At 35.2% G+C, this 26338-nt stretch carries 15 protein-coding genes and 1 pseudogene; 1 reads left to right on the top strand and 15 read right to left on the bottom strand.

The window, feature by feature from the left end; genetic code table 11:
• Positions 1 to 7: 7 nt before the first annotated feature.
• The 15 genes and pseudogenes from ABYI63_RS04045 to ABYI63_RS03975 all read right to left on the bottom strand — a co-directional run bounded on the left by ABYI63_RS04045 (position 8) and on the right by ABYI63_RS03975 (position 25721).
• Complete coding sequence (locus ABYI63_RS04045) at positions 8 to 2308, bottom strand: NADP-dependent malic enzyme (protein ID WP_372753703.1); 2301 nt, start codon at positions 2306 to 2308, stop codon at positions 8 to 10.
• Positions 2309 to 2477: 169 nt separating this feature from the next.
• Positions 2478 to 3680, bottom strand: a complete 1203-nt coding sequence (locus ABYI63_RS04040) for an ATP-binding protein (protein ID WP_372753701.1) — start codon at positions 3678 to 3680, stop codon at positions 2478 to 2480.
• Positions 3681 to 3865: 185 nt separating this feature from the next.
• Positions 3866 to 4786, bottom strand: a complete 921-nt coding sequence (gene queG / locus ABYI63_RS04035; RefSeq protein WP_372753699.1) for a tRNA epoxyqueuosine(34) reductase QueG — start codon at positions 4784 to 4786, stop codon at positions 3866 to 3868.
• 48 nt (positions 4787 to 4834) lie between these two features.
• Positions 4835 to 5857: a Holliday junction branch migration DNA helicase RuvB gene (ruvB, locus tag ABYI63_RS04030; RefSeq protein WP_372753697.1), complete on the bottom strand. Its 1023-nt coding sequence runs from the start codon at positions 5855 to 5857 to the stop codon at positions 4835 to 4837.
• Positions 5858 to 6070: 213 nt separating this feature from the next.
• Positions 6071 to 7960 carry an OmpA family protein gene (locus ABYI63_RS04025; protein ID WP_372753694.1) on the bottom strand — a complete coding sequence of 630 codons (1890 nt, stop codon included), beginning with the start codon at positions 7958 to 7960 and terminating at the stop codon, positions 6071 to 6073.
• An 18-nt stretch (positions 7961 to 7978) separates the two neighbouring features.
• Positions 7979 to 8932, bottom strand: a complete 954-nt coding sequence (locus ABYI63_RS04020; protein ID WP_372753692.1) for a type IX secretion system membrane protein PorP/SprF — start codon at positions 8930 to 8932, stop codon at positions 7979 to 7981.
• A 28-nt stretch (positions 8933 to 8960) separates the two neighbouring features.
• Complete coding sequence (locus ABYI63_RS04015; RefSeq protein ID WP_372753690.1) at positions 8961 to 14195, bottom strand: gliding motility-associated C-terminal domain-containing protein; 5235 nt, start codon at positions 14193 to 14195, stop codon at positions 8961 to 8963.
• A 227-nt stretch (positions 14196 to 14422) separates the two neighbouring features.
• Complete coding sequence (locus tag ABYI63_RS04010; protein WP_372753688.1) at positions 14423 to 16222, bottom strand: cbb3-type cytochrome c oxidase subunit I; 1800 nt, start codon at positions 16220 to 16222, stop codon at positions 14423 to 14425.
• Between the two features lie 30 nt (positions 16223 to 16252).
• The gene (locus ABYI63_RS04005) at positions 16253 to 17320 is read right to left on the bottom strand and encodes a cytochrome c oxidase subunit II (RefSeq protein WP_372753686.1); all 1068 of its coding nucleotides are present in this window, start codon (positions 17318 to 17320) and stop codon (positions 16253 to 16255) included.
• A 30-nt stretch (positions 17321 to 17350) separates the two neighbouring features.
• Positions 17351 to 18706 carry a quinol:cytochrome C oxidoreductase gene (locus ABYI63_RS04000; protein WP_372753684.1) on the bottom strand — a complete coding sequence of 452 codons (1356 nt, stop codon included), beginning with the start codon at positions 18704 to 18706 and terminating at the stop codon, positions 17351 to 17353.
• Between the two features lie 22 nt (positions 18707 to 18728).
• Positions 18729 to 19283 carry a cytochrome c gene (locus tag ABYI63_RS03995; RefSeq protein WP_372753815.1) on the bottom strand — a complete coding sequence of 185 codons (555 nt, stop codon included), beginning with the start codon at positions 19281 to 19283 and terminating at the stop codon, positions 18729 to 18731.
• 5 nt (positions 19284 to 19288) lie between these two features.
• Complete coding sequence (locus ABYI63_RS03990) at positions 19289 to 19819, bottom strand: DUF3341 domain-containing protein (protein ID WP_372753682.1); 531 nt, start codon at positions 19817 to 19819, stop codon at positions 19289 to 19291.
• 39 nt (positions 19820 to 19858) lie between these two features.
• Positions 19859 to 21280 (bottom strand): annotated as a pseudogene (gene nrfD, locus ABYI63_RS03985) (NrfD/PsrC family molybdoenzyme membrane anchor subunit); the annotation flags it as partial.
• A gap of 28 nt (positions 21281 to 21308) precedes the next feature.
• Complete coding sequence (locus ABYI63_RS03980) at positions 21309 to 24398, bottom strand: TAT-variant-translocated molybdopterin oxidoreductase (protein ID WP_372753680.1); 3090 nt, start codon at positions 24396 to 24398, stop codon at positions 21309 to 21311.
• Positions 24399 to 24431: 33 nt separating this feature from the next.
• Complete coding sequence (locus ABYI63_RS03975; protein ID WP_372753678.1) at positions 24432 to 25721, bottom strand: c-type cytochrome; 1290 nt, start codon at positions 25719 to 25721, stop codon at positions 24432 to 24434.
• A gap of 215 nt (positions 25722 to 25936) precedes the next feature.
• Here ABYI63_RS03975 and ABYI63_RS03970 point away from each other — a divergent pair, with 215 nt between their 5' ends.
• Positions 25937 to 26326, top strand: coding sequence for an SPOR domain-containing protein (locus ABYI63_RS03970; RefSeq protein ID WP_372753676.1), 390 nt, complete (start codon positions 25937 to 25939; stop codon positions 26324 to 26326).
• Positions 26327 to 26338 lie beyond the last annotated feature (12 nt).

The raw sequence follows: 26338 nt of genomic DNA, 5'->3' as shown, positions 1-26338 counted from the left end.
AACAGAATTACCTAGTATTTCCCTTTTCTAATTCTTGCTTTTCTTTTTGTTGAGCATCAATTACTGCAATAGCGGTCATATTTACAATTTCATCTACATTAGCTCCTAATTGAAGGATATGAACTGGTTTACGCATTCCCATCATGATTGGCCCGATAGACACCGCCTCATTTAGCTCTTTTAATAATTTGTAAGTGATATTTGCCGAATCTAAATTTGGAAACACTAAGGTATTCACCTTTCTGCCAACTAATTTTGAAAACGGAAAACGTTCTTGAAGCATTTCGCCATTTAGTGCAAAATCGGTTTGTAATTCACCATCTACAATCAAATCTGGATAATGACGGTGTAAATAAGCTACCGCATCGCGAACTTTTGAGGCGTTTTCATGGGAAGAAGACCCAAAATTGGAGTATGAAATCATTGCCATAACTGGTTCCATTCCAAACATTTTAACAATTTGAGAGGTCATCTGAGCAATTTTTATCAATTCTTTTGACGACGGATTAATGTTTATAGAAGTATCACTTAAAAACATTGGTCCGCGCTTGGTCATCATTACATTCGTAGTTGCCACTCGCGAGGTACCTTCGGCCATCCCAATAAGTTCCAAAATTGGTTTTACAACTGAAGGATAGTTTCTTGAGTATCCAGCAACCAAAGCATCAGCATCACCTTCATTTACCATCATCGCTGCGAAATAATTACGCTCTCGCATAAGGCGTTGCGCCGAATAATAAGTAACACCACGACGCTTACGTTGCTCCCAATATACTTTAGCATATTTGCTTTTTCTATCGTTTTCTTCTTCAACTTTTGGATCGATAATAAGAACATCATCTGCTTCAAATTCGATCTCGGCCATTAGTTCTTTTATGGTTTCAATTCTACCAAGCAAAATAGGAATGGCAATACCTTCTTCATAAACTATTTGTGCCGCTTTTATAACCGCCAATTGATCTGCTTCAGCAAAAACAACTCGCTTTGGATCTGATTTAGCACGGTTAAACAACATTCTAAGAAGCTTGTTATCATTCCCTAAACGTTCTCTTAATTCGTCCTTGTATTTTTCCCAATCTAAGATTGGCTCTTGAGCAACACCACTTTCCATCGCCGCCTTGGCAACTGCCGGCGGAATTTCAGAAATTAAACGCGGATCGAAAGGTTTCGGAATGATGTATTCTTTACCAAATGTTAATCGAGTTTCTCCATATGCAATATTTACTTGCTCTGGCACATGCTCTTTAGCCAATTTGGCCAAAGCTTCAACCGCCGCCATTTTCATGGCTTCATTTATTTTTGTAGCACGAACATCTAAGGCTCCTCTAAAAATAAATGGAAACCCTAACACGTTATTTACTTGGTTAGGATGATCTGAGCGACCCGTTGCCATAATAATATCTTTACGTGTTTTTATAGCCAAATCGTATTTTATCTCTGGATCGGGATTTGCCATAGCGAACACAATAGGGTTCTCTGCCATGGACAATAACATTTCTGGAGTTACAATATTAGCCATGGACAAACCAATAAATACATCGGCATCAACCATAGCTTCTTCTAGCGTATCAATTTTTCTATGGGTAGCAAATTCGGCCTTTTCATCAGAAAGGTTTTCTCTATCATCTCGAATAACCCCCTTACTATCACACATCACCATATTTTCTCGCTTAGCACCACAAGCCTGATACAGACGAGAACATGAGATAGCTGCAGCCCCTGCTCCACTAATTACAATCTTTACTTCATCTAGTTTTTTCTTTGCTATCTCAACTGCATTAATTAAGGCTGCCGCGGATATAATGGCAGTACCATGTTGGTCGTCGTGCATTACAGGAATATCTAGTTCTGCCTTTAAACGTCTTTCAATTTCAAATGCTTCTGGTGCTTTTATATCCTCTAAATTGATACCACCAAAAGTTGGAGCAATATTTTTAACCGTTTCAATAAACTCTTCAACATTCTCTGTATCAACCTCAATATCAAAGACATCTATATCAGCAAAAATTTTAAATAACAAACCCTTACCTTCCATAACAGGTTTAGAGGCTTCAGGACCAATATTTCCTAAACCTAAAACTGCTGTACCATTGGAAATTACTGCGACTAAATTACCTTTAGCAGTATATTTGTAGGCATTATTTTTATCTTTTTCAATCTCTAAACATGGTGCTGCAACACCTGGTGAATACGCTAAAGCTAAATCGCGCTGAGTTGAATATTTTTTTGTTGGAACAACTTTTATTTTACCTGGAGTAGGTTTGGCATGGTATATAAGAGCCTCTCTACGTTTACTTTCTTCGCTCATTGGAATTATTATTTGACTAAGTGAACAAAGATAATAATCCTATAATAGTAAACACTATTCTTTTTCTGGAAACTCCTATATTTCTAAGGAAGTTTCCAATCTTTTTTTGAAACTACTAATATTTTAAAAATTGAGATAATATGACACTATAGAAACTTAAAATACAAATTTATTTTTCTAGAGTAAAAATAAATTTTGTTCCCTTACCTAATGTAGATTCTACATAAATTGAGCCACCTAATTTTTTAACCATTTTCTTCACAGTTGCCAATCCAATTCCATTACCCGCACGTCCGAATTTATCCGTTATGTCAATTTTTTCAAAAATATTGAATATCTTTTCTTGAAATTTTCCTGCTATTCCTGGCCCATTATCTTTTACGTAAAACTCATAATGGGAATTAGTTTCAAAAACTCCAATCTGAACTTCTACTAATTCTTTGTCATTATATTTTATGGCATTGGTAATGAGATTAATCAAAATTTGGGTGATTGCGGTCTTGTTAAGAAAAATACTATTTAATGATGTTGTTAACGTTATATTACAAGCATATTCAAAGCTAAACAAACCTGCTATTTCATTTTTTAATTCTATTAAATTAATTTCGGTTTTTCTTTCTTTTAAAACACTTTCACTTCTGCTGTAACGCAGTAATCCATCTATTAAGTTAGCAAGACTATCGGAGGAATTAATGATTAACTTCAACATTTCTTCGCCTTCCTTATCTACATTTTCGCCATATTCATTTAAAAATAGCTGAGTTAAACTAGATATATTTAATAGAGGTGATTTTAAATCGTGGGCGGCTATGAAAGCGAATCGTTCTAATTCCTCATTCTTCTCTTCTAACTCTATTAAATTACGCTCCAACAGTAATTTGTTTTTTCGTAATTCTAACAAATTCATTACTTGATTTGTTAGTGCTGTTAACGATTGAATCTGACTTTGAGTAAGGGAATTAGGTTTGTGATCTATTACGCACAAAGTACCCAAAGAAAAGCCTTCTTTATTTACCAAAGGAACACCCGCATAAAAAATAACACGTGGGTCACTTGTTACCAGTGGATTATCAAAAAACCTTTTATCTAACCGAGAATCTTGAACTACAAACACTTCCTTTGGCTGATTAATAGCATGTGCACAAAACGCATATTCTTTTGGGGTTTCGGTAGCATCTAAACCATGGTGCGATTTAAACCATTGACGTTTATCATCAATAAGGCTAACAAGAGAAATTGGTGTGCCGCATATTTCAGCAGCTATAGTGGTTAAATTGTCATAATCTATTTCGGGTAGGGTATCTAATATTGAATAGGATTGTAAACTTTTAATTCTTTCATTTTCATTCTCAGGTACTTCAGGCTCTATCATTCAATTTGGTTTATTCTCGTTAAAATAAATAATTTAATTTAATTTTCACCAACATAAACCGATAATGGCATTTTTATTTTTAACCTGTAATAAACTTCCTAAACCACTTAAAGAATACACGTCTGCTTGAGTCAATTTGCTTATATGTTTGGATTTTCTTTTAATAAGTAGTTTCCAGTATATGATTATTTTAAAAAATCGATATTCCTTTTTAAACCGGAAAATTTAGTGCGATTTACAGCAGAACCTTTGAATAACTTTTTAAAAACATCATCGGTAATCTCATTCCAATCTTGTTTAGACATAGCTAATAATTCTGGATGCGGATTAAAAAGTGGCTCGTTATGTGGTTTTGAAAACCGATTCCAAGGACAAACATCTTGACATATATCGCAACCAAACATCCAGTCATCAAACTTACCTTTGTATTCTATTGGAATGCTTTCCTTTAGTTCTATAGTGAAATAAGAAATACATTTACTACCATCAACCACATAAGGTTCAGTGATGGCTTGCGTTGGGCAGGCATCAATACATTTGGTGCAAGTACCACAATGGTCGGTTGTAACCGAATCATATTCTAAATCTAAATCAATAATTAATTCGGCAATAAAATAGAAAGACCCAACTTGCTGAGTTAATAAGTTGCTATTTTTCCCTATCCAACCTAAACCAGATTTTGCCGCCCAGGCTTTGTCTAAAACCGGTGCAGAATCTACAAAAGCACGTCCATGAACTTCGCCAATTTCATCTTGAATAAATTGTAAAAGGGATTTCAATTTATCTTTTATTACGAAATGATAATCCGTTCCATATGCGTATTTGGATAGCTTAAAGCTATTCTGTGTTTGAGTCTTTTCCGGATAATAATTTAATAGTAATGAAACAACCGATTTTGAGCCTTCAACCAGTTTTGTTGGATCTAAACGCTTATCAAAATGATTTTCCATGTATCGCATTTCGCCATGCATGTTTTTGTTTAGATAATTTTCCAGTCGAGGCGCTTCTGCTTCTAAAAATGCCGCTTTACTGATTCCACATGATAAAAAACCGAGGCGTTTGGCCTCTTCTTTTATTTTTTGAGAGTAATTCGACTTATTGTTCATATTATGGCTTGATTAGCGCACAGCCTCACATTAGGTTTTAAACAAAATTTAAAACAAACCGCCTTGAATATTTCCTCTTATTTTGCCTAAGTGTTTATAGGCAAGTTCTGTTACCTCTCTACCGCGAGGGGTTCTCATAATAAACCCTTGCTGGATTAAGAAAGGTTCGTAAACTTCCTCAATGGTCTCGGCACTTTCGCTTACTGCAGTTGCCAAAGTAGAAATTCCAACAGGTCCGCCTTTAAATTTTTCGATGATGGTAGTTAAGATTTTATTATCCATTTCATCCAAACCAAAGGCATCCACATTCAATGCCTCTAAGGCATATTTCGAAATTTTTATATCAATTTTTCCGTTACCTTTTATTTGAGCAAAATCGCGAACACGACGCAATAAAGCGTTTGCAATACGTGGTGTTCCTCTACTTCTACCAGCTATTTCTACGGCTGCTTCCATGGAAATTGGCACGTTTAAAATAGTAGCACTTCGTTGAACAATGGTTGTTAAAAGTTCTGTATTATAATATTGTAATCTGCTTTGAATTCCAAAACGTGCACGCATGGGCGCAGTTAACAATCCAGAGCGAGTGGTTGCTCCAACTAATGTGAATGGATTTAAATTAATTTGAACAGTTCTAGCATTGGGTCCAGACTCTATCATAATATCAATTTTATAATCCTCCATGGCAGAGTACAAATATTCCTCTACAATAGGGCTCAATCGATGGATTTCATCAATAAACAACACATCGCGTTCGTCCAAATTTGTTAACAAACCTGCCAAGTCTCCTGGCTTATCTAAAACGGGACCTGAAGTTATTTTTATGCCTACATTTAATTCGTTAGCAAGAATATGAGCCAAGGTTGTTTTTCCAAGTCCGGGTGGTCCGTGAAACAAAGTGTGATCTAAGGCTTCATTACGAAAATTGGCTGCCTGAACAAAAATTTGAAGATTTTCCAACACTTGGTCTTGCCCTGTAAAATCATCAAAAGCTAAAGGTCTTAACTTTTTTTCAACATCAAGTTCTTCGGGTGAGAAATTTTGGTTTGTAGGGTCTAGATTTTCGTTCATATTTAAAGACCTTTGGTCTGCGCTCAGGGTGATAATTCGTTTCAAAGTGGATTCCTGCTTCCATCAAAAAAATGCTTTTTAAATTAAGGCATTCGTAAATCTTTGATTTCACAGGAATGACAAATATAAAGAAAAAGACCTTTGTAATGGCTATTTCACTACAAAGGTCTTGATAATTAATTGCTGTCTTTAGACTAGGCTAAGGGTGATAAATTAATTTAAAATCGTGAATTCACAACGACGATTTTCTTCATATTCTTCTTTCGTACAAATTCCTACCTTTACACATTTATTAATTGGCTGCATTTCACCATAACCAATACTTTTTAAACGGCTTCTGTCTATTCCTTTACTTACTAAATACTCTAGAGTTGAAGCAGCACGGCGTTTAGATAAGTCTAAATTATATTGATCCTTACCTCTAACATCAGTATGTGCGGACACCTCTATTTCCATTGATGGATATTTCTTCATTAAATCTACCAAGACATCTAAGGTAACTGCAGCGTCTTTTCGAATTTTAGATCTATTAAAGTCGAAATAAATTTTATCCAATTCCACTTGTACATCGCCTTTTTCGTTTTGTTTTACGCGTTCTTCAGCATCATCAAACGATTCTAAAGTTAAATAGATATTATGCTGAATTTTGCCTTTGCTATCTGTTGAAAACTCTACATCCTGAGGTATATAAGCTTTTCGAGTTCCTCTAATCTTATATTTTTTATTTGGTTCTATTTTGAATAAATAATCTGCCTTTGCTCCTACAATAGAATCTTGAAGTACGTTTCCTGCTTCATCAAACAAGGTAACTAAAGATCCTGCAAGTAAGTCTTTACTATTTTTATCTTGCACAACACCTTCTACCAAATATTTAGTTAAAATATTTTCTTCTCTACCAAACCCAAACAATCTATCGAATCCTCCACGATTTGAAGACACAAATCCTTGATTATCTTTTTCTCTTATAGTGTAAGCAAAATCATCCAAGCTGCTATTAATTGAGCTTCCAAGATTTACAGGTTTATCAAAGATTCCATTTACTAAATTACTTCTAAAAACATCCAAACCTCCGAATCCCAAATGACCGTCGGATGCAAAATACAACACATCCAAATCACTAATGTAAGGAAACTGCTCTCGGTGTTTCGTATTTACATTGGCACCTAAATTCTCTGGTGTTCCATAAGTACCATCTTCATTAATTGCCACTTTGTAAATATCAAAACTTCCAATAGTACCAGGCATATCACTAGCAAAATAGAGGGTTTTCCCATCTTTACTTATTGACGGGTGTTCACAACTATATTTTGTAGAATTAAACGGCAATTCTGTAACATTAGTCCAATTACCATCAACCAAATCTGCTTTAAATATTTGCACATGTGCAATACGTTCTTCTTCTGTTTTTGCACGTGTGTTATTCGTTCTGTTAAAATACATTGTTTTACCATCTTTACTGAAAACGGCATTACTTTCATGAGAATCTGTATTGATTTCATCTGAAAAAGGTGTTACATTTTCCAATTTACCCTCTGCAGAAAGAGTTCCTGAATACAAATCTAAATACGGTAAATTATTCCAAGAATATGATGGATTATCGGTATTTCTGGTTGAAGCAAAAGCTACTTTATCATCGCCATAAAAAGACAATCCAAAATCACTGTTTGTTCCAATTTCATTCGCTATTTGTTTTAACTTAAATGTATGAGGTGTTGTTTTTTCCGTTAACTCAATAAAAGCTGGTGTATTGATGCGTTGATTGTAATATCTACTTAAATGCACATCAGCTTCCTTATAATCTTTAACACCTTTTAAAGCTTGTGCAAATCTGAAATGAAACTCAATGTCGATTGAATCGCCATAGCTAACAAAAAGCTCCCGATACGCCTTAATGGCTTTTTGAAGATTTGCATTGTAATAATAACTATCAGCTAAATTTTGAAGCACTTCTTGGTTACGTTCTTTGGTTTCGTATAATTCGGCTGCTTCAATATAAGCTCGCATTTCAAAAAGTTTGTTGGCGCGTTTTAAATTACTTTTTTGAGCTAGTGCTATTCCACCAACTAATAAAAGGCTTGCAAGTATGTATGTATGTTTTTTCATAATTGGAATCATTTTTGGTTAGAAGAATCTAGGTGAACGATCGTAACCACCCTTAAATCTGAATAAATCTACATTGAATAATACAAATAGTTCATGCGAGCCCGAATTGTAACTTCCTAAGTTATTCGTTGTGAAATCGTACGCATAGCCAATTTTAAGTTCTGGTGAAATTTGAAAACCTACCAATCCACTTATGGCGTCGTCTAAACGGTAACCTAAACCAGCTTCTAATTTTTCATTAATTAATACATTGGCAGTAATATCAAGAGCAAGCGGTGCGCCACTAACAGATTTTGCCATAAATGCAGGTTTCAGTTTCAGATTTTGGTTAATATCAAACACATAGCCACCAGTTAAATAATAATGAATGCTTTGAACTCCTGTAGCTTTTACACCGTTTTCGGTCTCCAGATGCTTTGTGTTTAACATATTTGGTGCCGATAAACCGATGTAATACGTATCGGTAAAGTAAAACGCTCCAATACCTAAATTTGGAAACGCTTTGTTTATATTTTCGTTAAAAGCTACATCTTCATTTTGTGACTGTAAAACAAAGCCATCAAAATTGGTATCGAAAAGTGTGAATCCAGCTTTAATACCTAATGATAATTTACCGCGATCTAATCCCATTGGTAACACGTATGCAAAATCGGCATAAATATTGTTTTCCTGAACAATATCCCCAATATTATCGTTAGTAAACGAAATACCAACTTCTATTTTTTCATTAATTGGTGTATGCGCAAAAAAGGTCCCTGTTTTGGGTGCGCCCTCCATTCCTACCCACTGCGTTCTATACAAACCTCCTAGGTTTAAAATCGCCTGCTCGGAGGTAGCATATGCCGGGTTTATAACACTCATATTATACATATACTGTGTAAATTGAGGGTCTTGCTGCGCGAAACTTTGTAGCGACATTAGTATGATACTTACTAAAGCAGCTATTTTATGATATCTATTTAAATGTTTCATGATTTTTTAAATTTTGAGTTCTATAAAACTATCTGCTTAAGTATAATCGTCCTTGTTTTGGTTTCGTTGAACCATCGTTAAAATTGAAAATATAAAAATAGACTCCAACAGGCAGGTCGCCACTTCCAACGGATCTTGATTGATTTGATTTACCATCAAATTGTGGTGATGATGCGTTGCCTTTATACACAATATTTCCATAGCGATTGTAAATTTCCATTTCGAAATTTGGATAAAGTATATTTAAATTATCCACATAAAAGGTATCGTTAACGCCATCGCCGTTAGGTGAAAAGCCGTCCGGAATCACTAATAATCCACACGATGTTAAATCTGGTGTTACGGCTAAACGTACACTGCTTTCACACCCCGTTGTTTCATCTATTATTGCAGCGTAATACGTGGTTAAATTTGTAAGCTCGGTTGAACTACTTATTTCACTTCCATTCGCAGCATCATCATACCATTTAATATTACTAGATGTCGTGTTTTTCTCTGCGATATTATCGGTTAGAGTTGCTATTGTTGGATGATCGTTTATGCAATACTCCTGGAACGAATCTACCAAGGTAGGTGTGGAAGTATCATTTACGGTCGGGGTAATTTTTACACTTTGTGAAGATTCACATCCAGAACTTGTTGTTTGCGTTGCAAAATAATCGGCTCCGCTTACTAAATCATCTGTTAGGTTTACTGGTGTTGTTAAATCGGCATCAGCATACCATATTACCGTTCCTGTTGGACGAATGCTAATTGATAAATCGGCAACCGTTGGTTCATCAACTTTACAAAATTCCGGATTATCATCAAGTACAACTATTTGAGGTGAATCATTTATAGTAACTGTGATATCAGCAAAAGCATCTGGTGAACAAGGTGCTGTTGCCGCAACTGTATATCTATAAACTCCTGAAGCATCAGAATTCGGATCGAAAATATTTGTACCACTTGTTAATAATGGTGACCAAGTACCACCGCTTTGAGCAGAAGTTCCCAATAATTCAAACAAATCTATTTGTCCATCAATTCTACAAATGCTAATTGCGTTATCTACTCCTGCATTTGGTGCTAAGGTTACTGTAACATCAACTTCGCTTGCATCAATCCCACAGGCGTTAATTACAGTATAAACATATTTTGTAGAAGCATCCACTAATGGATCAAAAACACCAGTACCACTAGCCAAAGCTGGCAACCAGGTTCCTCCCGCATCAGCACCAACTAATAATGCAAATAAGTCTGTTGTTCCACTATTACTACACACCTCTAAAATAGTTCCTGTACCAGCACTTAAAGGTGGCTCTACCGTAACTGTTATTAAAGTACTTGCATCAATACAAGGAGCGGAAGCTGTTACCACATAGGTAAATTGATAAATTCCTGTAGCTACTGCTGTAGCATCAAAATTACTTCCCGTTAGCGCTCCCGTACTATCTGTATCTTGCCACACTCCTCCTGTATCTTGTGAACCATCTAGTGCAGTAAATAAATCTACAGCCATATTTGAATTACAAACTGATATCGGACTTGCAACACCGGAAACTGGTGATTTATAAATTACAGCAGTTACCAATGTTCTAACTGAAGACTCACAGCCTGTTGTTGCATCAGTTTGTGTTGCATAATAAGTTTCACCGTCAACCAAAGCTACTTCTGCAGCTAATGCAGAACCTCCTGTAGCTTCGTCGTACCACTTAATATCGTTTCCTGATGCTATTAAATTTGAAATGTTTGCTGAATCGCAAAATTCTTGAATTGCAGTAGCTAATGGTGCAGCTGTATCATTAATGACGATAGTTACGGTTACCAATTCATCATCACAACTTCCTATTTCATCAACATTATAGGTGAAATTATATGTACCTACAGAAAGACCCGAAATAGTTACCAAATTTCCAGACAATACACCTGTAGCATCGTCATCATTCCAAGTACCCAATTGATCTTCTCCTTCTAATAAATCAAATAAATCAACAGTTTGTGCAGGTGAAATTGTAGCAAGACATACTTCCATAGGTGAAACTGCTGTTCCTGATTCAGGAGCATCTTCAATGGTTACTACTACCGTAGAACTGTTTATACAGCCATTCGCATCGGTAATAGTGTAAGTGAAATTATAGGTTCCAATCACCAAATTAGTTAAAGTCAATTCTTCACCACTTAAAGCGCCTGTTGAATTATCATCCGACCAAACACCTCCTAAATCTGCACCAGTAAGTAGACCAGACAAAATCAATGGAGAATTTGCTGCCAATTCATTTTCACAAAATGTAGCTGGTGTTGCAGTTCCTGTATTTGGTAACGGGTTAATAGTTATTTCAACTGTTGGCAGTTCTGGCGCATCACAATTTCCTATGGCATTTACATCAAATGTAAAGGTATAATTCCCAGCTGCTAAACCATCTAAAGTAACAATACTACCAGATAATTGATTTGAAGGTGTACTATCTAACCATACTCCAGCGTCTGCATCTGCACTTAAATAATCTAATAAATTTAGCGTTTGTCCTGGTGTTATATCAGACATACAAAACGCATTTGGATTGGTTGTTGTTCCTGCGTTTGGTGCTTCTTCGATCGTAATACTTACGGTTGTACTATTTTCACAACCATTAGAATCTGTAACACTATAGGTATAATTATAAATTTGAATATTTGTAAGCGTATTTAAATCTATAATATTCGAAATCATGGTTCCAGATGTATTTATGCCCTCATACCATTGTCCTCCCGAATCTACGGTTCCTGTTAATAAGGTAAATAAATCGAATGACGAATTATTTAAAGCGGCATCATTTTCACAAAATGGTGGCGGATTATTAGCAACACCTGTATTGGGTAATGGGTTGATGGTTATTTGAACTGTTGGCAGTTCTGGCGCATCACAACTTCCTATGGCATTTACATCAAATGTAAACGTATAATTCCCAGCTGCTAAACCATCTAAAGTAACAATACTACCAGATAATTGATTTGAAGGTGTACTATCTAACCATACTCCAGCGTCTGCATCTACACTTAAATAATCTAATAAATTTAGCGTTTGTCCTGGTGTTATATCAGACATACAAAACGCATTTGGATTGGTTGTTGTTCCTGCGTTTGGTGCTTCTTCAATCGTAATACTTACGGTTGTACTATTTTCACAACCATTAGAATCTGTAACACTATAGGTATAATTATAAACTTGAATATTTGTAAGCGTATTTAAATCTAAAACATTCGAAATCATGGCTCCAGATGTATTTGTGCCCTCATACCATTGTCCTCCTGAATCTACGGTTCCTGTTAATAAGGTAAATAAATCGAATGACGAATTATTTAAAGCGGCATCATTTTCACAAAATGGTGGCGGATTATTAGCAACACCTGTATTGGGTAATGGGTTGATGGTTATTGTTACGGTTACTAATTCATCTTCACAATTTCCGATGGCATTTACTTCATATGTATAATAATAATCTCCTGGAGTTAATCCTGATACATCTATCGGGTTTGAAACACTTGACCCTAAATTATCGTTACCTAAGTACCATACCCCTGTTTGATCTTCATCCGATAGTAATTCAAACAAGTCATAAGTTGTAGGTGCTGAACCTTCACAAAATACTGCAGGAGCATTTACTGTTCCTGATTCCGGAGAAGGTTCAACTATTATAGTACTTGAAGTTGTATCTGTACACGTACCATTATCTATAGTATAATTAAATATATAAGGACTTCCTTCAACAGTTAAAGTAGTAATATCTATAGGGTTAGATAACGTTGTGTTATTAGCGTCTGTCCAGATACCATTATCATTATCTTGAGAGCCATCTAAAGAAGTAATTAAGTCAAATGGAGAGTTTGATACCAAATCATTTTCACAAAACACGCGAGTAGTTCCTTCACCTGCATTAGGATCTTCCAATATAATTATCTGAACCGTTGTAGTTTGTAAAGGACACGCATTAGGCGCTACATTTTGTGAATAGGTAAAATTATAAGTTCCCGCACTTAAACTAAATAAATCTACTGGACTGGTTATAATTGTTCCCGAACTTGAGGGTCCTTGAGTCCATTGTCCATTTGGGTCTTCGTTTTCCAATAAACTGAACAAATCAAATGCTGTTGGAGCAGTAGAATCACAGAACGTAACAGCCCCCAAAGCTGTACCAGAACTTAACGATTCATTAACTCTAATAGTTACTGTGGCAACGCCATCGGGACAAATTCCCGTACTTGGTACGGTATAGGTAAAAACATAATCGTCGGCTACAGTCAATGAAGAAACATTTACCGTTCCTTGGTAGCCATTATAAGTTGCCAATGGTCCTGACCAGGTTCCTGATATATCCTTAACTCCTCCTAATTCATCAAATAAATTAAAATCGACAGCAGGTAAATTATCACTACAATATTGTAAAACTGTGGGTGTTCCTGCATTAACAGGCGTATCAATAGTTACTGTTACTGGTATCGTATTACTCTCGCAAAATATATCATCCACTTGAACATAATACGTTTTACCATTGACCAAGGATGTTAATGCAGATAAAGCTGGAGGTATGGGATTTCCCAAAGCATCTACATTAGCATACCAATTGTAACTCGAGGATGTCGTTCCTGGATCTAAATTCCCAACAACTGGATTTATGCTAGAACAAAACTCCTGCACACTTGCAGGTGTTGGATCTGCTGGAGAGATAAAAACCCCAACAGGGCCGTTCTCTTGCTGACTCTCACACCCAGCACTATTACCAAAAACAACATAATAATTGGTACCACCAGATGCAATAGCATCACTAGGTGAGGCTTGATTTGTTAAGTTATAATCATAATACACCTTTACATAACCTCCTGTAGGTATTCCCGATTGTAATACGTCATCAATATACGTCTGTATTGTAGCATTATCCTTGGAGCAATAAATTCCTGTTAAGTTTTTTCCAGAAGGTTTAATTTCAAAACTAATTACTATGGATGATCTACTACCACAGCTACCTGAACTATCATCAACATAATAAGTACCTTCCTTTACTAATTGAGATGGTTGATAAGCAGAACCACCCGTGCTACTACTATACCATACAATGCCATTACCATTATTTGTGGCAAAGGCATTTAAATCAGCAAAAGTAAATCCTGAAGCATCACAAATAGGAGGTGGATTAGAAACTGCAATAGTAGGACATTGACCAAAAACAGAAAATGATGTCCACAAAAAAACAAAAATATAGGAGGCAAAATTAATCGACTTCCTAAGCATAGGTTTTGTTATCATAATTGAAATATTAGATTCAGGTTATTAACAGCTTGATATAAAACTTATTAAGCTTAATTCGTATTAACAAAATTAATCCTACGTTTTATAAAACAGTGCAATTTAACTGATTTTTTTGTATTTCAACGGATTTTAAACAAATATTTTACATTTTGTCGTAAAAAAAAGCACTATAACGAAAAAACCCATCTAAATAGATGGGTTTTAAAGTAAATTAAAAATTAATTTTAGTGCTGTAGTTCCTCTTCGCCTTCTTTCAATGGAATGTTTTGAGGAACAAAATCCACATCATGTCCTGGTTTGCTATAATCATAAGCCCAACGATATACATGAGGAATTTCTCCTGGCCAATTACCATGAATATGTTCTACAGGTGTAGTCCATTCAAGAGTAGTAGACTCCCATGGATTTTGGGTGGCTTTCTTTCCATAAAAAATACTACTAAAGAAATTGTATAGATAAATTATTTGAACCACTCCACCAATCAAAGCGAAAATGGTAATAATAACATTAACGTTTGCTAAATCATCAAATAATGGAAAGTTACTGTTAGTATAATAACGACGTGGTAAACCTGCCATACCTATAAAATGCATTGGGAAAAACACACCATAAGCACAAACAGCAGTAATCCAAAAGTGAATATAGCCTAAGTTTTTATTTAACATACGACCAAACATTTTTGGATACCAATGGTAAATACCTGCAAACATACCATATAGAGCAGATATACCCATTACTAAATGGAAGTGAGCAACCACAAAATATGTATCATGAACATTAATATCTAAAGCACTATCTCCAAGAATAATACCAGTTAACCCACCAGTTATGAATGTTGAAACAAAACCGATTGAGAATAACATAGCAGGATTCATTTGCAAATTACCTTTCCAAAGTGTGGTAATCCAGTTGAATGCTTTTACCGCCGACGGAATTGCAATTAATAATGTAGTAAAGGTAAATACAGAACCTAAGAAAGGGTTCATACCTGAAATAAACATATGGTGACCCCACACTATTGTGGATAAAAATGCAATAGCTAAAATAGAGGCAATCATAGCTCGATAACCAAAAATTGGCTTACGAGAATTAGAAGCCATAATTTCAGAAACTAATCCCATTGCAGGTAAAATAACGATATACACTTCTGGGTGTCCTAGGAACCAAAATAAATGCTCAAATAACACCGGTGATCCTCCTTGATAATGTAGTACTTCACCTTGGATAAATATATCTGATAAAAAGAAAGAGGTTCCAAAACTTCTATCCATTATTAATAATAACGCCGCAGATAATAATACTGGGAAAGAAATAATACCAATGATAGCAGTTACAAAGAATGCCCAAATTGTTAATGGTAATCTGGTCATAGACATTCCTTTAGTACGCAAGTTAATAACAGTAACAACATAATTAAGTGAACCTAATAATGAAGAGGCAATGAATATCGCCATGGCTACTAACCATAAAGTCATCCCCATACCTGAACCACCTTGTGCCATAGGTAACGCACTTAAAGGCGGGTATATTGTCCAACCTGCTGCTGCTGGTCCTGCTTCAACAAATAAAGAGATTATCATGATAACACTTGATAAAAAGAATAACCAATAAGATACCATATTCAAGAAACCTGAAGCCATATCTCTTGCTCCAATTTGTAATGGAATTAATAAGTTACTAAATGTACCACTCAAACCTGCAGTTAATACGAAAAACACCATGATAGTACCATGGATTGTAACTAATGCCAAATAAATATCTGCATCCATAACACCTTCAGGTGCCCATTTCCCTAATAATGCTTCAAATAGCACATTAGGTTCTTCAGGCCATGCAATTTGCATACGAAACATCATAGACATTAAAACCCCAATAACCCCCATGATTGTACCAGTAATTAAATACTGTTTGGCAATCATTTTATGGTCTTGACTAAATATGTATTTAGTTACAAAGGTCTCTTTATGATGATGTCCGTGGTCGTCATGAGCGTCGTGAGCGTGCGTATCTTCGTGTGCTGACATAATCTTATAGCGTATTTATCTTTTTTATAATTAATTAACTAGAGAGTTCTTGAATTCTTTTTGCTCTTTTAACCAAGCATCATATTCTTCCTGTGTTTCAACAATAATTTTCATTTGCATGTTGTAATGAGATTTTCCACAAATTTTATTACATAACAACAAATAATCAAATTCATATCTATCTAAAGCTTCTCCGCCTTCCGCAATTAGCTTTTTAGATTTTTCAATTCTAATATTGTTGATATTTGCTACTTTCTCTACTATTTCTGGTGTTTGTCTCATTTCAGCAGTCGTCTTTGTAGGCGTAAAACCAAATTGAGTAATCATACCTGGAACACAGTTCATTTGAGCCCTAAAGTGTGGCATGTAAGCCGAATGCAAAACATCTTGCGAACGCATTTTAAATAACACAGGTTTACCTACAGGTAAGTGTAATTCGGTTGTAATGATATCATCTTGTGCATTAGGGTCAGCTTCATCTAAACCTAAAATATTAGCCCTATCAATGTCAATTAAACGAACATTAGCTTTACCTAATGTATTATCTGCACCAGCATACCTAGCTTTCCAGTTAAACTGTTGAGCATACAATTCTACCACTAATGGGTCATCACTCTCATCTACACCCATGATGTTAATCCAAGTGTTAAGACCATAAATTATTAATCCAGCCAAAACAATAACTGGAATAATAGTCCAAATAGCTTCTAACTTATTATTATCTGCAAAAAACAATGCCTTTTTACCCTTTTCACCTTTGTATTTGAAGGCAAAATAATGTAATAAGAATTGCGTAATTGTCTGTGTAATAAAAATGATAATCATAGAGATAATCATCAAATTATCGATGGTAGGTCCATGCTCTGAAGCAGAATTTGACATTAATGGTAAATCACCCCACTTAACAAAACAAACGATTGTAATGATGTAAATAAAAGCTAAAAAGCCCATCATTAAATATGCATTTAAAGTATTGTCCTTATCGGTAGCAACCTGAGAATTATCGCTTTTAGCCTGAGCCAAATCGAAAATTTTTACCATTTGCCAAATGGCAACTGAAATAAATACTAGAATTATAATTGTTAATAAAGCAGTCATCGTTATCGTCCGTCGTTATTTATATCTTAATTAATAATGAAAATCTTCACTTTCTTTTCTAAAAGGATATCCTTTTACAAGTAATGGTGCTTTTGTTAAAGCTGTAAATACAACTAAAATAAATAATCCTGCAAAAAACAATAAAGCACTAATTTCAGGAATACCAATAAACCATCTGTCACCAACAGTTGCAGGCATAATCATATTGAAAATATCAATATAATGACCACCTAATATTACAAGACCTGCCATAACAACAAACCAAGGAATACGTTTGTAATCTGCATTCATCAACATTAAAATTGGGAATACAAAGTTCATTACTACCATACCAAGGAATGGTAATTGATAACTTTTAAAACGTGTAATAAAGTAAGTTACCTCTTCTGGTATATTTGAGTACCAAATTAACATGAATTGCGAGAACCACAAGTATGTCCAGAAAATACTAAAAGCAAACATGAATTTAGCAACATCATGTAGGTGATTTTCATTTACAAACTCTAAATAGTTTCTAGATTTTAGGTAGATAGTAATTAAAGCTAAAACAGTTATAGCACTTACAAACATACTAGCAAATACATACCATCCAAATAATGTAGAAAACCAGTGAGGATCTACACTCATAATCCAATCCCATGACATCATAGATTCTGTGTAAATAAAGAATACTAAAAATGCGGCAGCTATACGAAATGATTTCTTAAAATTAGAATTATCTTCTGCTGTGTCTTGAGCAATAGAAAATTTACGAGCAAAATGACGATAAATGCTCCATCCTGCTATAAAGATTAAACCTCTAACTGTAAACCATCCTATATTTAACCAGCCAGATTTGCCCTGGATTAATTTATCATGTGCAACTACTTCAGGATCCATCCATACAAATAAATTGTAATGCCCAATAGTACCAGAGGCTACAGCAATAGCCAAAACAATTAGAGCTCCAGGTAAAACATAAGCCGACATAGCCTCCATAACTCTAAATAATACCGGAGACCAACCTGCCTGAGAGGCTATTTGAATAGCATAAAAAGCCAAAATTCCTAAACCTATCATCATGAAGAAAAATGCAGCTACATATAATGCAGACCAAGGTCTGTTAGCAATTTGATGCTGAACATGCTCAATATGTTCTTTATGTTCGTCTACGTCTCCATGAGCATCAGCTGCGTGTGAATTTTCAGAAGCATGAGTATCATGACTGGTATTTGTATGCGTATTTTCTACTGCATGTCCGCCACCATGGTGAGCTTCTTCCGCAAGCAAGGTTTCAACTTCTTCAAAAGATTTATGAGATGTCATAAAACCATACCCTACACCTAATGCTCCTAAAATCATTAGTATGAAAGAAAATGTCTTTAATTTATTTGAAAATGTGTACATATCTTTAATAATCTTGTCTTTCTTACTTCTCTAAATTAGCCTTTAACTCTAATACATACGAAACCACTTGCCAACGTTCTTCTTCATTAAGTTGGTTAGCATATGAACCCATTGCATTTTTTCCATAGTAAATGGTATGATAAATACTTCCTTCATTAATAGCTCTACCTGCATCATCATAACTTGGAATACCAAGTATTTTTTCACGCTTTACTAAATTCCCTTGGCCATCTCCTTTTGTACCATGACAAATACCACAGTAAATATCATATAATACCTTACCTCTTTCTAAATCTACTTGTAATGAATCTAAAGGACTTTTTACGGTTTCTTTGGCAAGCATATAGCCTTCTATAGAATTTTCAATATCAAAAGGCACATAACCTCTAGCTACAGACCCTTCAGCCGGTAATTGGGCCTCTACACCATTTTTAAAAGCAGATGATTCGCTATAAGTTTCATAACCTACAGATTCATACATATTAGGCATGTACTGATAATTAGGTGCCGTATCATTTTTACAAGATACAGTTACTAAAACAACTGCTATTACTACTATTTTAATTAAGCTCTTCATCATTATTAATGCGCTTTATCAATTAAATTAATTTCAACTGCTCCAGTATCTTTAAGCAAAGATGTAAGAGCTTCTTCATTCCCATTAACAGATATTTCCATTAAAAAATGATCATCCGTTGTTCTTGGATCTGGGTTTTCAGCCTTCTTGAAAGGCCACATCCTACTACGTAAATAAAAAGTGATTACCATTAAATGCGCTGCAAAGAACACAGTTAACTCAAACATAATTGGAACAAAAGCAGGCATATTTTCTATATAACTAAAACTTGGTTTTCCACCAATGTCTTGAGGCCAATCTTCAATCATTATAAAATTCATCATAGTGATTGCTACAGATAAACCTACTAAACCATACAAAAATGCTGTAATAGCTATACGAGTTGGAGCTAAACCCATTGCTTTGTCTAAGCCGTGCACCGGAAATGGTGTGTATATTTCTTCAATGTGATATCTTTCTGCCTTTACTTTTTTAACAGCAGACATTAATACATCATCATCTGTATAAATAGCGTGAATTACTTTAGATGCTTCCATTGCCTACGCTTCGTTTTTTTTATTAATAACTTTATCACCTGAGGTTCTTGCATCAGCTCCAGTTCCTGACAAACTTTCGCCTCTTTCTCTAATTTTTTTATAACGCTCACCAGATGATTTCAAAATTGTTTTCACCTCGGCTTGTGCTATTACTGGAAACGTTCTAGAGTATAATAAGAATAATACAAAGAAGAATCCGATAGTACCTATAAAAATACCTATATCAACAAAGGTTGGTGAGAACATCGTCCATGATGATGGTAAATAATCACGGTGTAATGATGTTACAATAATAACGAAACGCTCGAACCACATTCCTATATTAACTACAATCGAGATAAAAAATGAGAACATGATACTTGTTCTTAGCTTTTTAAACCACATAAACTGTGGAGAAAACACGTTACAAGTCATCATCGCCCAATATGCCCACCAGTAAGGACCAGTTGCTCTATTTAAAAAGGCGTATTGCTCGTATTCAACACCAGAATACCATGCAATAAATAACTCAGTTATATAAGCCACACCAACTATAGAACCTGTAATCATGATTACAATATTCATTAATTCTATGTGCTGTACTGTGATATAATCTTCAAGATTACACACTTTTCTCATAATAATAAGAAGCGTATTTACCATTGCAAAACCTGAGAATACTGCTCCAGCAACGAAATACGGCGGGAAGATAGTTGTATGCCAGCCCGGAATAACCGAAGTAGCAAAGTCAAAGGATACAATTGTATGTACAGAAAGTACTAAAGGCGTTGCTAAACCTGCAAGTACCAATGATACTTCTTCAAAACGTTGCCAATCTTTAGCACGACCAGACCAACCGAAACTTAATAAAGAATAAATTTTCTTTTGAAAAGGTTTTATAGCTCGATCACGTAACATGGCGAAATCTGGTAATAAACCTGTCCACCAGAATACTAATGATACAGATAAATAGGTTGAAATTGCAAATACGTCCCAAAGTAATGGTGAATTAAAGTTAACCCACAACGATCCAAATTGGTTTGGGATTGGTAATACCCAATATGCTAACCAAGGACGACCCATGTGAATAATTGGGAACAAACCAGCTTGAACAACCGAGAAAATAGTCATCGCTTCCGCAGAACGGTTGATAGCCATCCTCCATTTTTGACGGAAAAGTAGTAATACCGCAGAAATAAGTGTTCCTGCGTGACCAATACCAACCCACCAAACAAAGTTAGTAATATCCCAGGCCCAACCCACGGTTTTATTTAATCCCCATGTTCCAATACCTGTTGATATGGTATAAATTATACACCCTATTCCCCAAAGGAAAGCCGCTAGTGCAATAGAAAAAACTATCCACCATTGATTATTTGCTCTGCCTTCTACTGGTTTAGCCACATCAACAGTAACGTCGTGATATGATTTCTCTCCTGTAACTAAGGGTCTTCTAATAGGTGCTTCGTAATGAGACGCCATAATTATATAATTGATTCTTTAATTAGATTTATGCTTCAGTTGTATTTCTCACTTTCGTTTGATACATCACATTTGGTTTAATACCAATGTGCTCTAACAAGTGATACATACGTTTATCTTCTTTAAGTTTTGCAACTTGACTTTCTTTATCGTTAATGTCTCCAAAAACCATGGCACCATTACTACAAGCAGCAGAACAAGCTGTTTGGAATTCACCATCTTTAATTTCACGTCCATCACGTTTAGCATCAAGAATTGTTTTCTGTGTTTTCTGAATACACATAGAACATTTTTCCATAACACCACGAGAACGAACTACAACATCAGGATTTAATACCATTCGACCCAAATCATCATTCATGTGATAATCAAACTCATCGTTTCCATTATACAAGAACCAGTTGAATCGACGTACTTTATAAGGACAGTTGTTAGCACAGTATCTTGTACCTACGCAACGGTTATATGCCATTTGATTTTGACCCTGACGACCATGAGAGGTTGCTGCAACAGGACATACAGTTTCACAAGGTGCATGATTACAATGTTGACACATTACTGGTTGGAACGCCACTTGTGGATTAGCAGAAGCATTTTCCATCTCTCCAAATTCACTCAATGAACTACCTAAACCAGAGATATTTTCTTTTTTATCATTATCACCATCAAATGATTCTTCAGATGAATAATATCTATCAATACGTAACCAATGCATATCTCTACTACGACGCACCTCTGTTTTACCAACTACAGGCACATTGTTTTCAGCATGACAAGCAATAACGCAAGCTCCACATCCAGTACAAGCATTTAAATCAATGGATAAGTTGAAGTGATGCCCAACAGAACGATCAAATTCATCCCATAAGTCTACGTCTGGTGAAGTAACCGGAGTTTCTTTATGATCTAAAGATACTACTGGAACAGCATTCCAATATTTCTTATCTTTAGTATTGAATACCTCTAAAGAGGTTTCTTTAATAATATCACCACGCCCCATCAAAGTATTATGTAACTGAACAGAAGCAAATTCGTGTTCTCCTGCTACAGCCTCAATAGTTACGGCTTGTGTTGTATTAAATCCTTGGTATAATGCATAAGCATTAACGCCCGTTTGCATTTCCTCTTTTAAACCTTTTGTTTTTCCGTAACCTAATGCTAAACCTACAGAACCTTTTGCCTGTCCTGGTTGTACCATAACTGGCGCAACTACTGAGTTGCCATTTACAGTAACTTTAGCATAACTACCATTTAAAGCACCATTTGCAACGTGCTTATTCATTAAACCTAACGCATCGGCATCTGCCTGAGAGATTGTAAGATAATTATCCCAAGATGTTCTTGTAATAGGATCAGGAAACTCTTGTAACCATGGGTTGTTGGCTTGTTGCCCATCACCCATACCTACTTTAGTATATAATGTTAATTCTAATTTCGACTTTTTTGCTGACGCTGCTAAGGCACTCGCAGCACTTCCTGAAGGTATTTCAGTAGTTTCAGCATCGGTTGTTGTGGCAGTTTCAGTAGCAATACTTCCTACATAAACACCATCGTGTAATGCTTGATTAAATGAACTACCACCTAAAATTGTTGAGCCCCAAGCCTCCTTAATATAATCATGATAAGAAAGATTACTTCCTGTCCATTTTAATAAAGCTTCTTGGAACTGTCTAGTACTAAATAAAGGGCGAATAGCTGGCTGTGTTAAAGCATAATGCCCTTTCTTAATTTCAACATCACCCCAAGACTCTAAATAATGAGGCGCTGCTGCGATATATTGCGCTTCTGAAGAGGTTTCATCCTCTTTCATTGAGAACACAATCGACAATTCAGTTTTCTTTAATCCAGCTGCGAAATCCGAAGCATTCGGTAAAGTATATATTGGATTTACTCCACTCATAATAATAGCACCTACATTACCTGCTTTCATGTCAGCAACTAATTTTAAAACAGCACTATTACTACCTTGTCTTGTTTTTATAGCTGTTTTTGGATCAAATGCTTTACTTCCTAAGAATGCATTTAATTCTAAAACTACCGTTTGAGCATTCACATCTTGAATACCAGTAACAACTACACCTTCACTACCGGCCTTCTTTAACTGTGAAGCTGCCTTTTTAACGGCATCTTCTATATGTGCTGGCAAACTTCCTGAAACGGATCCGCCAACAACATAGCTATATAATTTTGCTAAAGCTATTTTTTGTTCACTTGGTGTTAATGGCACACGTTTATCTGCATTCGCTCCAGTAAGAGACATATTAGACTCAAATTGGATATGACGAGACATTTTACCATTTTGTGGAATTTTGTTCTTAGAATATCCAGAATCAAAACCACCACCTTGCCAGTCACCTAAGAAATCGGCACCAACAGATACAATTGTCATCGCTTTAGAAAAATCGTAATTTGCTAAAGCACGTTCACCATATTTAGCTTGATAAGCATCTAACGCAGCAGATTCTGAAACAGCATCATAAACAACGTGACGAACATTACCATACTTTTCTTTAAATTCAGCAATCAACTTACTAGTAGAAGGACTTGCAAAAGTTTGAGTTAACAACACAATCTCTTTACCTGCAACTTTTAAGTCTGTTAATTTCTGATTAGTTTCTAAATCAAATGTACTCCAAGAAATAGAAGAACCTCCCTTTTTAGGACCTTGAACCCTTAAACTATCATACAGGCCTAATACAGAAGCATTAACTCTAGCATTTGCATGACCATTTGTAACAGCTAATGAATTATTCTCAATTTTAATTGGACGACCTTCACGCGTTTTTACTAAAACACTAGCAAAATCAAAACCATCAGCAATAGTAGTCGCATAATAATTAGCAACACCAGGAATAATTTCTTGAGGCTGAACTACATATGGAATTGACTTAGTTACAGGACCCTCACAAGCTGCTAATGATGCTGCAGCTGTACTAAATCCTACATATTTTAAGAAATCGCGACGGGTTGTAGAAGTTGCCTCTAATGTGTTTTTATTCCCTAAAAACGCATCGGTAGGAATTTCTGAAACAAACTCGTTTTGTTTTAGCGTCTCAACAATAGAGCTATTATCGTTTAGCTCTTCAACACTTTTCCAGTATTTCTTGTTTGATGACATATTATATAATTGAATTACTTCTTATTAAACTAATTAATAGTGGCATTTTCCACATTCTAAACCACCCATTTCAGCCGCAGTTAACTTATCTTTCCCATACTTTTTAGCCAATTCTTCATGAATTTTAGTATAGTAAGCATTATCTTTTACGTTAACATCGGTAGTTCTGTGACAATCCACACACCAGCCCATTGTTAAAGGCGCATGCTGGTACATTACTTCCATTTCTTCAACTGGTCCATGACATGTTTGACACTCTACCCCAGCAACGCTTACGTGTTGTGAGTGATTAAAATAAACGAAATCAGGCAAGTTATGAATACGAACCCATTTTACAGGTTGTGTTTTTCCAGTATATTTTTGCTCTGCATCATCCCATCCGGCAGCTTTGTATAATTTCTTAATTTCTCCATCATAGAATTCCTTAGTATACTCAGCCGTTGTTTCTCCGTTATATTCATAAATTGATTTATGACAATTCATACACACATTCAAAGATGGAATACCAGAATGTTTACTCGTTCTAGCAGAGGAATGACAGTATTTACAATCAATACCATTATCACCCGCATGAATCTTATGTGAATAGTGAATAGGTTGTACTGGTTGGTACCCTTGGTCTATACCAACTTGCATAAAATAACCATAAACAAAATAGGCACTTGATAACAAAAAGAAGATCGCAACAACCAACATCAAAAATTGGTTCTGAACAAAAGCTTTCCAAAGTGGCGTTCTTTTAGTTTCTTCTGGCAATTCTATATTTTGTACTTCAGCAAAACGACGAAGTGTTTTATTTACCAAAAACAAACCAATAGCTAATAAAATAAATAATATTGCCAGGGCGCCTAAAATAATTTCATTTGAAATACCACTTGAAGCAGACGTGGTTTGAACAGCTACCGCACCAGTTTCTGCAGCAGGCGCTTCAGCTTTAACTTCCGCCGTATAAGATAAAATATGATCAATATCTTCATTTGACAATTGTGGGAAGGCCGTCATAGCAGCACCTCCATACTCATTGTACACTTTATTAGCGTAAGCATCGCCCGATTTAATTACCCCTGCACTATTCTTTATCCAAGAATAAATCCATTCCTTATCCAAACCTTGTTCCTCAGACAATCTCGCCTCTACATTACGTAGCGCAGGCCCTGTCATTTTCTTATCTAATTGATGACAAGCTGCACAATTGGCGTTAAATAATGATTTCCCCTTTGCCGGATCTCCTTGAGCAGAAAGCGAGGCTGTTAACGATAAAAATAAAATAAGGCTTATACGAAGAATATTAATGCCTAATTTACGGTGAATCACCTTTCTCATATTGTTGGTAAAATTAACTTCTAAACTATGGTATGACTTTTGTCATTTTATAAATGAAAAAAATACAGTTAAAAAAATCTCTCGCAAAAGTAATATTAAAAGTCGATTTTGGAAATGTTAGATAAGTGTTAATTGTTAATTTAGAGAGATTCTAAATAATAAAAAGAACCAAAAATAAGTTTATAACGTATACATTTGTACAAATATTTTTGAAAATGAAACCATTGAAATTAAAAATCAACACTTTAAGTCTTTTTTGTCTTGTCTTTTATGCAAACGTCTGTCTTGCACAACAAGGTACCGTGGCCATAAATCAGGACAAAAAAATAACCACATTGTTGGAAACCAAAAAAGAAATGAATAAAAATGAAATTGCATCGGATCGATATACAATTCAAATTTATTCTGGAAATAGAGCTGTTGCTGAAAGCACACAACGCGATTTTAATACCAATTTCACTGATTGGAAAGCTACTTTACAGTATGAAACACCCAATTTTAAGATCTGGGCGGGAAATTTCAGAACCCGTTTAGAAGCCGACAGAGCATTGAAAAAAATAAAGGCTAAATTTCCTGCCGCATTTATATTTAAACCAAAGAAATAGTTTAGATGTTTA

Origin of the sequence: Mariniflexile sp., from assembly GCF_041583155.1 — a bacterium.
In the GTDB taxonomy this organism is placed as follows: Bacteria; Bacteroidota; Bacteroidia; order Flavobacteriales; family Flavobacteriaceae; genus Mariniflexile.
The sequence above is the reverse complement of the archived record's forward strand: the minus strand, read 5'-3'. Positions and strand labels throughout refer to the sequence as shown.